This window comes from Pseudomonas sp. UBA6315 (assembly GCF_002438125.1).
In the GTDB taxonomy this organism is placed as follows: Bacteria; Pseudomonadota; Gammaproteobacteria; order Pseudomonadales; family Pseudomonadaceae; genus Aquipseudomonas; species Aquipseudomonas faucium.
Window position 1 is genome coordinate 22248 of sequence record NZ_DJTF01000044.1, and the last position, 13829, is coordinate 36076.

Annotated in this window: 14 protein-coding genes; 5 read left to right on the top strand and 9 right to left on the bottom strand. The window is 64.5% G+C overall.

All coding sequences use genetic code 11. The features are described 5' to 3' along the window. Nucleotides 1–51 precede the first annotated feature (51 nt). From cueR to B3E94_RS05695, 3 genes are read right to left on the bottom strand one after another with little or no spacing between them, the layout of a single operon-like run. A complete protein-coding gene (gene cueR, locus B3E94_RS05685; RefSeq protein ID WP_236236647.1) occupies nt 52–456 on the bottom strand; it encodes a Cu(I)-responsive transcriptional regulator in 405 nt (134 codons plus the stop codon). Continuing rightward, nucleotides 453–2855, bottom strand: a complete 2403-nt coding sequence (locus B3E94_RS05690; RefSeq protein ID WP_286912670.1) for a heavy metal translocating P-type ATPase — start codon at nt 2853–2855, stop codon at nt 453–455. Before B3E94_RS05690 ends, cueR begins: the two co-directional genes overlap by 4 nt. A 52-nt stretch (nt 2856–2907) precedes the next feature. After that, the gene (locus B3E94_RS05695) at nt 2908–3294 is read right to left on the bottom strand and encodes a hypothetical protein (protein ID WP_176517898.1); all 387 of its coding nucleotides are present in this window, start codon (nt 3292–3294) and stop codon (nt 2908–2910) included. Between the two features lie 146 nt (nt 3295–3440). On the opposite strand from B3E94_RS05695, the gene B3E94_RS05700 reads away from it, so the two are divergent. After that, the gene (locus B3E94_RS05700; protein WP_176517899.1) at nt 3441–3638 is read left to right on the top strand and encodes a heavy-metal-associated domain-containing protein; all 198 of its coding nucleotides are present in this window, start codon (nt 3441–3443) and stop codon (nt 3636–3638) included. Nucleotides 3639–3730: 92 nt separating this feature from the next. Then, nucleotides 3731–4912, top strand: coding sequence for a multidrug effflux MFS transporter (locus B3E94_RS05705; RefSeq protein WP_176517900.1), 1182 nt, complete (start codon nt 3731–3733; stop codon nt 4910–4912). On the opposite strand, the gene B3E94_RS05710 is transcribed toward B3E94_RS05705, so the two are convergent. Beyond that, on the bottom strand, nt 4863–5060 hold the full coding sequence (locus B3E94_RS05710) for a hypothetical protein (protein ID WP_236193887.1): 198 nt from the start codon (nt 5058–5060) through the stop codon (nt 4863–4865). The genes B3E94_RS05705 and B3E94_RS05710 overlap by 50 nt on opposite strands. 471 nt (nt 5061–5531) lie before the next feature. Between B3E94_RS05710 and B3E94_RS05715 the strand changes: the two genes are divergently transcribed. Further along, entirely contained in the window at nt 5532–6239 is a 708-nt protein-coding gene (locus tag B3E94_RS05715) for an ArsR/SmtB family transcription factor (RefSeq protein WP_286912672.1), read from the top strand. 8 nt (nt 6240–6247) lie between these two features. On the opposite strand, the gene B3E94_RS05720 is transcribed toward B3E94_RS05715, so the two are convergent. The 5 genes from B3E94_RS05720 to B3E94_RS05740 all read right to left on the bottom strand — a co-directional run bounded on the left by B3E94_RS05720 (nt 6248) and on the right by B3E94_RS05740 (nt 10617). Next, nucleotides 6248–7195 (bottom strand): adenosine deaminase, encoded by a 948-nt coding sequence (locus tag B3E94_RS05720; protein ID WP_176517902.1) that lies wholly within the window; start codon nt 7193–7195, stop codon nt 6248–6250. 104 nt (nt 7196–7299) lie between these two features. Next, nucleotides 7300–7986 (bottom strand): SDR family oxidoreductase, encoded by a 687-nt coding sequence (locus B3E94_RS05725; protein ID WP_286912673.1) that lies wholly within the window; start codon nt 7984–7986, stop codon nt 7300–7302. A gap of 363 nt (nt 7987–8349) precedes the next feature. Further along, nucleotides 8350–8934, bottom strand: coding sequence for an IMPACT family protein (locus B3E94_RS05730; RefSeq protein ID WP_286912674.1), 585 nt, complete (start codon nt 8932–8934; stop codon nt 8350–8352). A 9-nt stretch (nt 8935–8943) separates the two neighbouring features. Further along, nucleotides 8944–9606 (bottom strand): TetR/AcrR family transcriptional regulator, encoded by a 663-nt coding sequence (locus B3E94_RS05735; protein WP_176517905.1) that lies wholly within the window; start codon nt 9604–9606, stop codon nt 8944–8946. Nucleotides 9607–9696: 90 nt separating this feature from the next. Then, nucleotides 9697–10617 (bottom strand): LysR family transcriptional regulator, encoded by a 921-nt coding sequence (locus B3E94_RS05740; protein ID WP_286912675.1) that lies wholly within the window; start codon nt 10615–10617, stop codon nt 9697–9699. A gap of 115 nt (nt 10618–10732) precedes the next feature. On the opposite strand from B3E94_RS05740, the gene B3E94_RS05745 reads away from it, so the two are divergent. Beyond that, the gene (locus B3E94_RS05745) at nt 10733–12079 is read left to right on the top strand and encodes an aspartate aminotransferase family protein (RefSeq protein ID WP_176517906.1); all 1347 of its coding nucleotides are present in this window, start codon (nt 10733–10735) and stop codon (nt 12077–12079) included. A 73-nt stretch (nt 12080–12152) separates the two neighbouring features. Then, complete coding sequence (locus B3E94_RS05750) at nt 12153–13646, top strand: CoA-acylating methylmalonate-semialdehyde dehydrogenase (RefSeq protein WP_176517907.1); 1494 nt, start codon at nt 12153–12155, stop codon at nt 13644–13646. Nucleotides 13647–13829 lie beyond the last annotated feature (183 nt).

Consider the following 13829-nt stretch of genomic DNA (forward strand, 5'->3'; position numbering starts at 1 on the left):
GACGCTAGGCTAATATGGCATACCAAATAGCTGACCAACTGGCCAGAAGCCTCAATGGCAACACTCGCCGCCGTTGGCCAGGTCTTTGAGAATCGGGCAATCGGGCCGGTCATTGCCCTGGCAGTGGGCGGCCAGCTCACTCAAGGTATCGCGCAGGCTGACCAACTCCTCGATGCGCCGGTTCAGCTCGTCGATGTGCTGCACGGCCAGTGCCTTGACGTCGGCACTGGCGCGTTGGCGGTCCTGCCACAGGGTCAGCAGCTTGCCCACTTCCTCCAGGGAGAACCCCAGGTCGCGCGAGCGCTTGATGAACGCCAGGCTATGCAGGTCCTGCGGCTGGTACAGGCGGTAGCCGCTGTCGCTGCGGGTGGCCGGCTTGAGCAGGCCGATGGATTCGTAGTAGCGGATCATCTTGGTGCTGAGCCCGCTGCGGCGGGCGGCCTGGCCGATGTTCATGGGGCCTGCTCCTGCGAGGTGCTGGTGGGTTTCCAGGTTTTCAGCCACAGGGCATTGCTGACCACGCTGACACTGGACAGCGCCATGGCGGCGCCTGCCAGCACCGGGTTGAGGTAACCCAGTGCGGCCAAGGGGATGCCGATCAGGTTGTAGATGAACGCCCAGAACAGGTTCTGACGGATTTTCGCGTAGGTCTTGCGGCTGATTTCCAGGGCCGCGGGCACCAGCCGTGGGTCGCCGCGCATCAAAGTGATGCCGGCGGCCTGCATGGCCACATCGGTGCCACCGCCCATGGCGATGCCGATATCGGCGGCGGCCAGGGCCGGGGCATCGTTGATGCCGTCGCCGACCATCGCCACCACGCCGTCCTGCTTCAAGGCCGCGACCGTGGCGGCCTTGTCGGCCGGCAGCACTTCGGCGTACACGTCGTCGATGCCGAGGCGCTCGGCCACCACCTTGGCGCTGCCGCGGTTGTCGCCGGTCAGCAGGTGGCTGGTGATGTGTTGCGCGTGCAGGGTGGTGATGGCTTGCTCGGCGCCGGGCTTGAGGCTGTCACCAAAGGCGAACAGGCCCAGCACGCGGGGCTGCGCACCTTGCTCGATCAGCCACGACAGGGTACGGCCTTCGGCTTCCCAGGCCTGTGCCATCGGGGCCAGGGCGCCGGGCTGCAGGCCGCTTTCGTCGAGCAGGCGGCGGTTGCCCAGGGCCAGCTCGCGGCCCTCCACCCGCCCGGCGATGCCGCGGCCGGTGAGGGATTGGCTGTCGGTTACTGCCGGAACCTCCAGGCCCTGCTCGCTGCAGGCCTCCAGCACCGCCTTGGCCAAGGGGTGCTCGCTGCCCCGTTGCAGTGCGCCGGCCAGGCGGTGCAGCTCGGCGGTGTCGCCCCCCAGCGCCTGGCTGTGCACCACCCGGGGGCTGCCCGAGGTGAGTGTGCCGGTCTTGTCGAACACCACCCGGTTCACTGCGTGGGCCCGTTCCAGGGCTTCGGCGTCCTTGATCAGGATGCCGTGGCGCGCGGCGACGCCGGTGCCGGCCATGATGGCTGCGGGCGTGGCCAGGCCGAGGGCGCACGGGCAGGCGATCACCAGCACGGCGACTGCATTGATCAGCGCGGTTTCCAGCGGTGCACCGGCCAGCCACCAGCCGAGCAGGGTGAGCAGCGCCAGCACCAGTACCGCGGGGACGAATACCTGGCTGACCCGGTCAACCAGCTTCTGGATCGGCGCCTTGGCTGCCTGGGCGTCTTCGACCAGGCGGATGATGCGCGCCAGGACCGTTTCCGTGCCGACCGCCTGGGTGCGTACCAGCAACCGGCCTTCGCCATTGATGGCGCCGCCGGTCACGTTGTCGCCGGGTTGCTTGGGCACTGGCAGGCTTTCACCGCTGATCAGCGCCTCGTCGGCGTGGCTGCTGCCTTCCACCACTTCGCCGTCCACCGGGAAGCGCTCGCCGGGCTTGACCAGCACCAGGTCGCCGAGGCGCAACTGGGCGATCGCGACGTCTTCTTCACGGCCCTCGACCAGGCGCACGGCGCGCTCCGGCCGCAGGGCTTCGAGCGCGCGGATGGCGCTGGCGGTCTGGCGTTTGGCGCGGCTTTCCAGGTACTTGCCGAGCAGCACCAGGGCGATCACCACCGCCGAGGCCTCGAAGTACAGGTGCGGCTCCATGCCCGCCGGCGCCTGGGCCCATTGGTACAGGCTCAGGCCGTACCCTGCGCTGGTGCCCAGAGCCACCAGCAGGTCCATGTTGCCGGCACCGGCACGCACGGCTTTATAGGCCGCCACGTAGAAGCGGGCGCCGAGGATGAACTGCACCGGCGTTGCCAGCAGGAATTGCGCCCAGGCCGGCAGCATCCAGTGCAGGCCGAACGGTTGCACCAGCATCGGCAATACCAGGGGCAGCGCCAGCAACAGGGCGGCGCCGACCGCCAGGCGTTCGTTGCGCAAGCGGCGTTGGGCGGCCTGCTGATCATCCTGGCGCGCCTGGGGTAGGCTGGCGCTGTAGCCGGCCTTTTCGACGGCAGCGACCAGCAACTGGTCATCGAGGGCCTGGAGCACTTCGAGGTGGGCGCGTTCGCTGGCCAGGTTGACGCTGACCTGCTCGACGCCCGGCAGCTTGCCAAGGGCGCGTTCGACACGGCCGACGCAGCTGGCGCAGGTCATGCCGCCGATCTGCAGTTCCAGGGTACGGGTGGGTACGCCGTAGCCTGCGCCGCGCACGGCATCGACCAGGGCCGGCAGGCTGCCGGCCGGGGCCTGGACGCGGGCTTGTTCGGTGGCGAGGTTGACGCTGACCTGTTCGGCGCCGCTGACCTTGCGCAGGGCGCGCTCGACGCGGCCAGCACAGCTGGCGCAGGTCATGCCGGAGATCGGCAGGTCGAAAGTGGTGGATGCGGGCATGGCTTTCCTCCGTGGACTGGCCTGCAGCATCAACCTTGCCATGCGGGGAAGGTCAATAGCCCAGGCCGGCTCGCTTCAACTCGAGCCCATTGTGGCCCATGGCAATGCGGTATTTGTTGATCTGGCCCACCTGCAGGTTCAGGCGCGTGCTGCGCTGGTCCTCGATGCCTGGGGCGCAGCCGGGCATCTGCCCGGGCAGCAGGCGCAGGCGCACATCGACCGGGCCTGGCGGCAGGTTGAAGGAGGCCGATTGCTCCTGGAACACTCGCCCGGACAGCTGGTCGTTGAGGTAGATGCCGATTTCGCAGCTGGTGGCCACTTCAAGGCGCTCCCGGGAAATGATCAGCACGCTGTAGTCCGAATTGCCCTCGGCCAAGGCCGGCGGCACTGCCGCCAGCGCACCCAGTAGCCCGACAACGCTCGCTGCTGCCCTGAACATGGAAAATCTCCTGCTTGCCTGAATCGTCAAAGGCGCAGCTTGGCCGAGGTCTACGCAGATTTCCAGCCCGGCCGTTGGCCGCAGAACTTGACCTTGCCCCGATGGCAAGCTTGAAACTGGGCAAAACCCACAAGGAGGCAATACCCATGCAAGTGTTCAACGTCCAAGGCATGACCTGCGGCCATTGCGTGAAAGCGGTGACCCGCGCGGTACAGGAGCAGGATGCGCAGGCGCAGGTGGAAGTCGATCTGGCCGCCAAGGAGGTGCGCGTGCACAGCGCATTGGCGCCCGAGCAGCTGCTGGCGGCGATCCGTGAAGAGGGCTACCAGGCCGAAGTGGCCTGAGCCATCGGGCTGTTTTGTTGCAAATGTTTTCATACTGAAGGGGTCCACTGCAGGTAGACTTACGCGCTTGCTTAGCCTGCTATGGATTCCTGATGAACCTGCGAATGGTGCTGATCCTGGGCGCATTGAGTGCGTTCGGGCCGCTGGCGATCGACTTCTACCTGCCCGCCTTCCCGGCCATGGCGCAGGCGTTCGCCACCGACGAAAAACATGTACAGGCCACCTTGGCCGCGTACTTCCTCGGCTTGTCGCTCGGCCAGCTGGCCTATGGCCCTGTGGCCGATCGCTTCGGCCGGCGCAAGCCGCTGTTGTTCGGTGTGGGGCTGTTCACCCTGGCATCGCTGGCCTGCGCTTATGCGCCCAACCTCGATACGCTGATCCTGGCGCGGTTCGTCCAGGCGTTGGGCGGTTGTGCCGGCATGGTGCTGTCGCGGGCCATCGTCAGTGACAAGTGCGACCCGGTGGCCTCGGCCAAGGTGTTCTCGCAATTGATGCTGGTGATGGGCTTGGCGCCGATCCTTGCGCCGATGCTCGGCGGCGTGCTGGTGAACGTGGCGGGCTGGCAGTCGATCTTCCTCGCCTTGAGCCTGTTCAGTGCGGCCTGCCTACTGGCGGTGAGCCTGGGCCTGCCGGAGAGCTTGCCGGCGCACATCCCGCGCCAGCCGCTGTCGGGGGCGCTGCGCCAGTACATGCGGCTGTTGGCCGATCGCGTGTTCATCGGCCATGCCTTGACCGGCGGAATTGCCATCGCCGGGATGTTTGCCTACATCGCCGGTTCACCTTTCGTATTTATCAAACTCTATGGCGTGCCGGCAGAGCATTACGGCTGGCTGTTCGGCACTAATGCGGCGGGTTTCATCCTGGTCGCGCAGGTCAATGCTCGCCTGCTGGCCAAGCGGGGCCCTGCGTTCCTGCTGGTGCGGGCGGTGTGGGTGTACCTGGCGGCGGGGTTGGTGATGCTCGGCGTGGCCGCGATGCGCCCGGCGCAGTTGTGGCCACTTTTGCTGCCCTTGTTCGTCTGCATCGCCAGCCTTGGCTGCATCATCCCCAACGCCTCGGCCTGCGCCATGAGCGGCCAGGGGGCGCGGGCCGGCAGCGCTTCGGCGTTGATGGGCTGCCTGCAGTTCAGCGTCGCCGCCGCAGCGGCAGCGTTGGTCGGCCTGCTGCACGATGGCAGCGCGGTGCCCATGACCCTGGTGATCAGCTTGTGCGGGGCACTGGTGGTCAGTGTCGCGCTACTGACCCGGGGTTTGCAGGCCAGGCGTCCGGCATGAGCGCATGAGGCGCCTGCAGGCGGGTTTCCAGGGTGGCGACGAAGGCACGTGCTTCGGCCTCGCTGCGAAAGCTCACCACATGTTGGTCGAGCCTCACCTGCCACGGGCAGTTGGGGTTACGGTTTGACGCACTGACGACAATCTTCATCGCGGCATACCTTCGAATTGGGGGGAGAGCGGGACTAGTGTAGCGCCGCGCTGCCCCCTCGCCATGGCTTGGCGCAGTGTTCTGACTGGCGGTCAAGGTGCGGGCCGCTGCAAGGCCTGCAAGCGTGTAGAAGGTTCGCTTTAATCTGCGTTATTTGAGGAAGGGCGCTGTCGGCAGAGTCCTTGCGTTGCCTGGGGCCATTCTTCCTCTTGCGCTGTTTCTTCCCTGCCAGCCGGCGGCTTCCTTCCTCTTAAGGGCCATTGTGCCCCAGCCGCCTTGCCATGCTCGGCGCTCAAGGGTTCCCCTACCCACATTCACTTTGCCTGCGCCGCCCGTGGCCCGCCTGCGGGGCGGGCCTGCGTGCGGCTTATACTGCGGGGCGAGCGCCGCGGCTGGCACCTGCCGAGGGCGATCGGCGTTGCCACGGTTGGCCATTGGAAATCAGATGTGATTTGCAGGGAGTTACAGGACATGAATGCAGTCAGCAGTATCAGTCAGATTGCCGGCCTGATGGCCGACCCCAAGCGCAGTGCGATGTTGTGGGCGTTGATCGATGGCACGCCGCGGCCGACCGACGAACTGGCGATGATGGCCGGCTTGACCTCATCCTCTGCCTGCGCGCACCTGTCGCTGCTGTCTTCGGCAGGTTTGCTCAGGCTCGAAGCGCGGGGCCGCAAACGCTATTTCAGGCTGGCCACGCCCCAGGTCGGCGCAGCCGTCGAAGCGTTGGCCAGTGTGCAGCTCGGCAGTGATGGGCAGCAGCGGGCCAAGCCTGCGCAGATGCCGATGTCGATGCGCCGGGCGCGGCGTTGTGGTGATCACTTGGGGGGTGAGCTGGCCGGCGAGCTGTACCACCGCCTGGTGGTCGCGGGCTGGCTGGAGGGCAGCGAGCGGCAGGTGATGGTCAGCGATGAAGGGCGCCTGGCGCTGGCGCGCATAGGGGTCTACATCGACGCCTTGGCGCCACGCCAGCAGCAAGGCTGCGTGATCTGCCACTGCAGCGAATGGAGCAACCAGGGCCCGCATCTGGGGGGCAGCCTTGGGCGTGCATTGCTCACGCTGTTCCTGCAGTCTGGCTGGATGCGCGAGCCGGAAGGCACCCGGGCAATGCAGATTTCCGCCGAAGGTATCCAGCAGATCAACCGCATTGCCCGGGTCAGCACGTTGCAGGTGGGCTGACGGCCCGGTTACACCAGGCGTGCGTCCAGGCTGTTCTGGGCCAGGCGGCGAGCCTGGTCTTCGTTCATGCCCAGGTGGGTGTGCAGGGCGTGGAAGTTTTCGGTCACGTAGCCACCGAAATACGCCGGGTCATCGGAGTTCACCGTCACCTTCACGCCGCGCTCGAGCATGTCGAGGATGTTGTGCTGGCTCATGTGATCGAACACGCAGAGCTTGGTGTTGGACAAGGGGCACACGGTGAGGGGGATCTGCTCGTCGATGATGCGCTGCATCAGGCGCTCGTCCTCGATGGCGCGCACGCCGTGGTCGATGCGCTTGATCTGCAGCAGGTCGAGGGCTTCCCAGATGTACTCGGGCGGGCCTTCTTCGCCGGCATGGGCGACGGCGACGAAGCCTTCGCTGCGGGCACGGTCGAACACGCGCTGGAACTTGCTCGGTGGGTGGCCCATTTCCGAGCTGTCCAGGCCAACGGCAATGAACGCGTCGCGGAAGGGCAAGGCCTGGTCGAGGGTCTTGTGGGCTTCTTCTTCGCTGAGGTGGCGCAGGAAGCTCAGGATCAGGCCACTGCTGATGCCCAGTTGTTCACGGCCATCCTTGAGCGCGTGGTTGATGCCATTGAGCACCACCTCGAACGGGATGCCCCGGTCGGTGTGGGTCTGCGGGTCGAAGAACGGCTCGGTGTGGATAACATTCTGTGCCTTGCAGCGCTGCAGGTAGGCCCAGGTCAGGTCGTAGAAGTCCTGCTCGGTGCGCAGCACGTCCGCGCCCTGGTAATAAAGGTCGAGAAATTCCTGCAGGTTGTTGAAGGCATAGGCGCTGCGCAGGGTTTCGACGTCGTTCCAGGGCAGGGCGATCTTGTTGCGCTCGGCCAGGGCGAACAGCAGCTCGGGTTCGAGCGAACCTTCGAGGTGCAGGTGCAGTTCGGCCTTTGGCAGGGCGTTCAACCAGTCATACATAGGTGGCTATCTCAATCAGGTACGGTTGCCGCCATTCTACAGGGCCTGGCCAGGCATTGCGCTTGGCCGGGCCTGCATTGCGCCAACCGCCGATCAGAGGCGGCTCACCAGGTGAGGGTTTCACCCTTGTAGTTGATGAAGCGCAGGCCGCCGTTGCCGCTGTGGGCCTTGACCTGTTCGAGCATGCCGCGGGTGCTGGTGAGCACGTCGATCTCGGCGTTTTCGCCGCCCATGTCGGTTTTCACCCAGCCCGGGTGCATGGCCAGTACGCAGAGATCCGGGCGTTGCAGCTCGACCACGAAGCTGTTGATCATCGAATTCAGCGCGGCCTTGCTGGCCTTGTACAGGCAGATCTCGCCGCCGTCGGGGATGGTCACGCTGCCCAGGATCGAGCTCATGAACGCCAGCACGCCGCTGCCCTGGCGAACCTGGCCGGCCAGGCGACGGGCAACGCGGATCGGCGCCACGGCATTGGTCATGAACAGCGCGCCGATGTCTGGTTGCTGCACCTTTTCCAGGTCCTGGGGCAGGGGCCCCATGACACCGGCATTGATGAACACCAGGTCGAACACTTCACCTTGCAGGCGTTGCTTCAGGCCATCGAGCTGGGCGGTGTCGTTCATTTCCAGCTGCTCGATGCGTACACCGGCAACTTCACCCAACGCGCCGGGTTTCTTGGGGTCGCGTACCGTGGCGGTGATGTGCCAGCCATCCTCCTGCAGCCGCTGCACCAGGCCCAGGCCCAACCCACGGGAGGCGCCGATGATGAGGGCAGTCTTTGAATCAGCCATGGGACCATTCCTTTATCGGGGAAAAAGACATTGAGGATACTGCAGGCTCGGGACATCCGCCTGCATCGAAGGTGGTTAAAAATTGACCAGCTGCGTCAAGGCCGTGCAGAGCCGGGCGCTTGGCTTGTTGGCTAACGGGTTATCCACAGGCTGATCCACAGTTAATGTGTGCAAGCGCGGGTGAAGGTCTGACGGCATCCGGCTTTTCGACTGTGGATAACACTTGACAAGTCAACCGCTTGCGACTGTCATCAAACGGTGATCAAAATATGCTCAATGCTCTGCAGGCCTTGAATGGCAAGGCTTGCAGATGAGTGCCCCAAGCTTATCCACAGGCGGGCCCACAGTTGTTGTGTGCAACCTTCAACACGCTTCGAGGAGGATTCGCCCGCGGCTCAGGTCTGCCAATTGCTGTTGCAAGGCGGCTAGGTGGGTTTCGCCGACAGCAATGCGCAGGTCAACGCCATTGGCGGTGAACTGCTCGTCCAGCACCAGGCCATCCACCTCGGCCAGGCGCAACTTCACCAGGGCCAGTTCGCTGAAGCTGCAGCTGCAGGCAAATTCACTGCGCTGCACCAGCAGCCGTTTCGGCGCCTGTTGCAGGCACTTGTTGGCCCCGCCGCCATAGGCCCTGGCCAGGCCACCGGTGCCCAGCTGGATGCCGCCATACCAGCGGATCACCAGCACCACCACCTGGTCGCAATCCTGCGCCTCGATGGCGGCCAGAATCGGCCGCCCGGCGGTGCCTCCGGGTTCGCCATCGTCGCTGCTGCGGTACTGCGCACCGAGCTTCCAGGCCCAGCAGTTGTGGGTGGCGGCGAGGTCGCTGTGGCGTTCGATGAAGCTCATCGCCTCGGCGGCGCTGGTGATCGGGCCGGCCAGGGTGATGAAGCGGCTCTTGCGGATTTCCTCGCGAAACTCGCAGAGGTCGAGCAGGGTAGAAGGCATATAGAGAAGTCAGGCGCTCGGCGCGATGCCGCATCCTTTGAGAATGATGTGGATAAGGTTGCTGCTCGCATCTTCCATATCTTGCTTGGTCAGGCGGCTGCGGCCGGTGACCTGGCAGATCTGGGTGGCGAAGTCGGCGTAGTGCTGGGTGCTGCCCCAGAGCAGGAAAATCAGGTGCACCGGGTCGACCGGGTCCATCTTGCCGGCATCCATCCAGGCCTGGAACACCGCAGCACGGCCGCGGAACCATTCGCGGTAGTCGGCGCTGAAATACTCGGTCAGGCAACTGCCGCCGCTGATCACTTCCATGGCGAAGATCCGCGAAGCCTGCGGGTTGCGCCGGGAGAACTCCATCTTGGTGCGGATGTACTGGCTCAGCGCCTCGCCCGGGTCGTCCTCGACGCTCAGGGCGTTGAAGGTGCTGTCCCACAGTTCGATGATGTTGCTCAGTACGGCGATGTACAGGCCCAGCTTGTTGGTGAAGTAGTAATGCAGGTTCGCCTTGGGCAAGCCGGCCTTCAGCGCGATGGTGTTCATGCTGGTGCCTTTGAAGCCATGACGGGCGAATTCGTCTTCGGCGGCCTGGATGATGGCCTGTTCGTTCTTCTGGCGGATGCGGCCGGCGGGCTTGCCCGAGGCGGAAAGGCGATGCGCAGGGACTTCTAGGGTCATGGACGATTCCGTACAGGTCTGTGGCAACGGATGTCGGACAAGATTACCTGCCTGCGCGCAAGTGACAAGCATTAGCGGCACAAGCAGGCATCAGCGTGTCGCAGCCAGGCTTTCCAGGAAGCTTTCCAGCACCAGGTTCGGCCGCCGGCCCTTGCGCGTGACCCAGCTCAGGCTCAGGTCGTAGTAGCGCTGGGCCGGCTTGAGCGGGCGCAGGCGGCCTTGCTGGACCCAGAACGTGGCGTAATGGTCGGGCAGGTAGCCGATGTAGCGCCCGGTGAGGATCAGGAACGCCATGCCTTCACGGTCCGAGGCGCTGGCGGTGCAGTTGAGTGCCTGGTAGTGCGCCTGGATATCGGCGGGCAGGCGGAAAGTGGGCGCGATGGCTTCCTGGCTGTTGAGGCGCTCATCGTCGACCTGCTGGTCGTCGGCATAGAACAGCGGGTGGCCGACGGCGCAGTAGAGCAGCGAGCGCTCGCTGTACAAGGGTTGGTACTCGAGGCCGGAGAGCGGGCTGGTCTGGGGCACCACGCCAACATGCAGGCTGCCGTCGAGCACCCCTTGCTCGACCTGGCTGGGGGCGATCATGCGGATCTGGATGCGCACGTCCGGGCCGCGGTCCTTGAGTTCGGCCAGGGCATGGGTGATGCGCATGTGCGGCAGGGTCACCAGGTTGTCGGTCAGGCCGATATTGAGCTCGCCGCGCAGGTGCTGGTGCAGGCCGTTGACCTCGGTGCGGAAGGTTTCCAGCGCGCTGAGCAGCTGCAGCGCCGAGTGGTACACCTCGCGGCCCTCCTCGGTCAGCGAGAAACCGGCGCGGCCGCGCTGGCACAGGCGCAAGCCCAGGCGCTGCTCAAGGTCGTTCATCTGCTGGCTGATGGCCGAGCGGCCAATCCCGAGCACGTTCTCGGCAGCCGAGAAACCGCCGCATTCGACGACGCTTCGGTAGATTTTCAACAGGCGGATATCGAAATCGCTGACCTGTGCCAGAGGATCGGGGCGTCGGCTCATCAGTTTAGTCTTGTTCTATCTGAAGATTAGAAATGTAGGCTTTTTCAGACTTTATCTGCGTGCGAATTTAGCTGCAACAACATCCATCGTTGCCTATTCGTCTTTCGAGGAACCGCCGATGAACATGCCCGAAACCGCTCCTTCCGGTATCGCCAGCCAGCTCAAGCTGGATGCCCACTGGATGCCTTACACCGCCAACCGCAACTTCCACCGTGACCCACGCCTGATCGTGGCGGCCGAGGGCAACTACCTGGTCGACGACAAGGGGCGCAAGATCTTCGATGGCCTGTCGGGGCTGTGGACCTGCGGCGCCGGGCATACCCGCAAGGAAATTGCCGACGCGGTCACCCGTCAGCTCAATACCCTGGACTATTCCCCGGCGTTCCAGTTCGGCCACCCGCTGTCGTTCCAGCTGGCTGAAAAGATCACCGAACTGACCCCGGGCGACCTGAACCACGTCTTCTATACCAACTCCGGTTCCGAGTGCGCCGACACCGCGCTGAAGATGGTGCGCGCCTACTGGCGCCTGAAAGGCCAGGCGACCAAGACCAAGATCATTGGCCGTGCCCGTGGCTACCACGGGGTGAACATCGCCGGCACCAGCCTGGGCGGCGTCAACGGCAACCGCAAGATGTTCGGCCAACTGCTGGACGTCGACCACCTGCCGCACACCGTGCTGCCGGTGAACGCCTTCTCCAAGGGCATGCCAGAAGAGGGCGGCATCGCCCTGGCCGATGAGATGCTCAAGCTGATCGAGCTGCACGATGCGTCGAACATCGCGGCCGTGATCGTCGAACCGCTGGCAGGCTCGGCGGGTGTACTGCCGCCGCCGAAGGGTTATCTGAAGCGCCTGCGTGAAATCTGCACCCAGCACAACATCCTGCTGATCTTCGACGAAGTGATCACCGGCTTCGGCCGCATGGGCGCGATGACCGGCGCCGAAGCGTTCGGCGTGACCCCGGATCTGATGTGCATCGCCAAGCAGGTAACCAACGGCGCCATCCCGATGGGCGCAGTGATCGCCAGCAGCGAGATCTACCAGACCTTCATGAACCAGCCGACCCCGGAATACGCCGTCGAATTCCCCCACGGCTACACCTACTCGGCCCACCCGGTCGCCTGCGCCGCAGGTATCGCCGCGCTCGACCTGCTGCAGAAAGAAAACCTGGTGCAGTCGGCCGCCGAGCTGGCGCCGCACTTCGAGAAGCTGCTGCATGGCGTGAAGGGCACCAAGAACATCGTCGACATCCGCAACTACGGCCTGGCCGGCGCGATCCAGATCGCCGCCCGTGATGGCGATGCCATCGTGCGTCCGTATGAGGCGGCGATGAAGCTGTGGCAAGCCGGCTTCTATGTACGCTTCGGTGGCGACACCCTGCAGTTCGGCCCAACCTTCAACACCCAGCCGCAGGAACTGGACCGCCTGTTCGACGCGGTCGGTGAAACCCTGAACAAGATCGACTGATCTTTCTGATTTTGACGCAAGGCGCGCGAGCTGATCGCGCGCTGGCTTCAACCTTCTTTATCTGGAGTTATGCATGAGCATTGTTCAGCACCTGATTCACGGCGAGCTGGTTACCAAGGGTGAGCGCACCGCCGATGTCTTCAACCCCTCCACCGGCCAGGCGGTACGCAAGGTCGAGCTGGCCAGCCGCGCAACCGTGCAGGAAGCGATCGACTCCGCCAAGGCCGCTTTCCCGGCCTGGCGCAACACCCCACCGGCCAAGCGCGCCCAGGTGATGTTCCGCTTCAAGCAACTGCTGGAGCAGAACGAGGCCAAGATCTCGCAGATGATCAGCGAAGAGCATGGCAAGACCGTGGAAGACGCGGCCGGCGAATTGAAGCGCGGCATCGAGAACGTCGAGTTCGCCTGCGCCGCCCCGGAAGTGCTCAAGGGCGAGTACAGCCGTAACGTCGGCCCGAACATCGATGCCTGGTCGGACTTCCAGCCGCTGGGCGTGGTGGCCGGCATCACGCCGTTCAACTTCCCGGCCATGGTGCCGCTGTGGATGTACCCGCTGGCCATCGCTTGCGGCAACGCGTTCATCCTCAAGCCGTCCGAGCGTGACCCGAGCTCGACGCTGTTCATTGCCCAGCTGCTGCTCGAGGCCGGCCTGCCCAAGGGCATCCTCAACGTGGTGCACGGCGACAAGGAAGCCGTGGACGCGCTGATCGAGGCCCCGGAAGTGAAAGCCCTGAGCTTCGTGGGTTCGACGCCGATTGCCGAATACATCTACGCCGAAGGCACCAAGCGCGGCAAGCGTGTGCAGGCCCTGGGCGGCGCGAAGAACCACGCCGTGCTGATGCCTGACGCCGACCTGGACAACGCCGTCAGCGCACTGATGGGCGCAGCCTACGGTTCGTGTGGTGAGCGCTGCATGGCCATTTCCGTCGCTGTGTGTGTGGGCGACCAGGTTGCCGATGCGCTGATCGCCAAGCTGGAGCCGCAGATCAAGGCGCTGAAGATCGGTGCCGGCACGTCGTGCGGCCTGGACATGGGGCCGCTGGTGACTGCTGCTGCCCGTGACAAGGTAGTGGGCTACATCGACGACGGTGTTGCCGCCGGCGCCAAGCTGGTGGTGGATGGCCGTGGCTTGCGCGTGGCGGGTAATGAAGATGGCTACTTCGTGGGCGGTACCTTGTTCGACAAGGTGACCCCGCAGATGCGCATCTATAAAGAAGAGATCTTCGGCCCTGTGCTGTGCATCGTGCGGGTGAGCAGCCTGGAGCAGGCCATGCAGCTGATCAACGATCACGAGTATGGCAACGGCACCTGCATCTTCACCCGTGACGGCGAGGCCGCGCGCCTGTTCTGCGACGAGATCGAAGTGGGCATGGTCGGTGTGAACGTGCCGCTGCCGGTGCCGGTGGCTTATCACAGCTTCGGTGGCTGGAAGCGTTCGCTGTTCGGCGACCTGCATGCGTATGGCCCGGATGGTGTGCGCTTCTATACCCGCCGCAAGGCGATCACCCAGCGCTGGCCGCAGCGTGCCAGCCATGAGGCGTCGCAGTTCGCGTTCCCTAGCCTTTAATAAGGCATGCAAGTAAAAGCGGGGCGGCCATTAGGCCGCCCCGCTTTGTTTTTCGGCAATAACGAGGTTTCTTGAAATTAAGCCTTGACGGGGTCTCGAATCCCCTTATAATGCGCCCCACTTCCAGCGTAGTCGGAACGAGAAACTCCTTGAGATTCAATGAGTTACTTAATCCAGGTAGTG

Excerpts from the sequence above, each read along its gene's own strand:
- cueR (WP_236236647.1), bottom strand. The coding sequence starts at position 456 with ATGAACATCGGCCAGGCCGCCCGCCGCAGCGGGCTCAGCACCAAGATG.
- B3E94_RS05690 (WP_286912670.1), bottom strand. The coding sequence starts at position 2,855 with ATGCCCGCATCCACCACTTTCGACCTGCCGATCTCCGGCATGACCTGC.
- B3E94_RS05695 (WP_176517898.1), bottom strand. The coding sequence starts at position 3,294 with ATGTTCAGGGCAGCAGCGAGCGTTGTCGGGCTACTGGGTGCGCTGGCG.
- B3E94_RS05700 (WP_176517899.1), top strand. The coding sequence starts at position 3,441 with ATGCAAGTGTTCAACGTCCAAGGCATGACCTGCGGCCATTGCGTGAAA.
- B3E94_RS05705 (WP_176517900.1), top strand. The coding sequence starts at position 3,731 with ATGAACCTGCGAATGGTGCTGATCCTGGGCGCATTGAGTGCGTTCGGG.
- B3E94_RS05710 (WP_236193887.1), bottom strand. The coding sequence starts at position 5,060 with ATGAAGATTGTCGTCAGTGCGTCAAACCGTAACCCCAACTGCCCGTGG.
- B3E94_RS05715 (WP_286912672.1), top strand. The coding sequence starts at position 5,532 with ATGAATGCAGTCAGCAGTATCAGTCAGATTGCCGGCCTGATGGCCGAC.
- B3E94_RS05720 (WP_176517902.1), bottom strand. The coding sequence starts at position 7,195 with ATGTATGACTGGTTGAACGCCCTGCCAAAGGCCGAACTGCACCTGCAC.
- B3E94_RS05725 (WP_286912673.1), bottom strand. The coding sequence starts at position 7,986 with ATGGCTGATTCAAAGACTGCCCTCATCATCGGCGCCTCCCGTGGGTTG.
- B3E94_RS05730 (WP_286912674.1), bottom strand. The coding sequence starts at position 8,934 with ATGCCTTCTACCCTGCTCGACCTCTGCGAGTTTCGCGAGGAAATCCGC.
- B3E94_RS05735 (WP_176517905.1), bottom strand. The coding sequence starts at position 9,606 with ATGACCCTAGAAGTCCCTGCGCATCGCCTTTCCGCCTCGGGCAAGCCC.
- B3E94_RS05745 (WP_176517906.1), top strand. The coding sequence starts at position 10,733 with ATGAACATGCCCGAAACCGCTCCTTCCGGTATCGCCAGCCAGCTCAAG.
- B3E94_RS05750 (WP_176517907.1), top strand. The coding sequence starts at position 12,153 with ATGAGCATTGTTCAGCACCTGATTCACGGCGAGCTGGTTACCAAGGGT.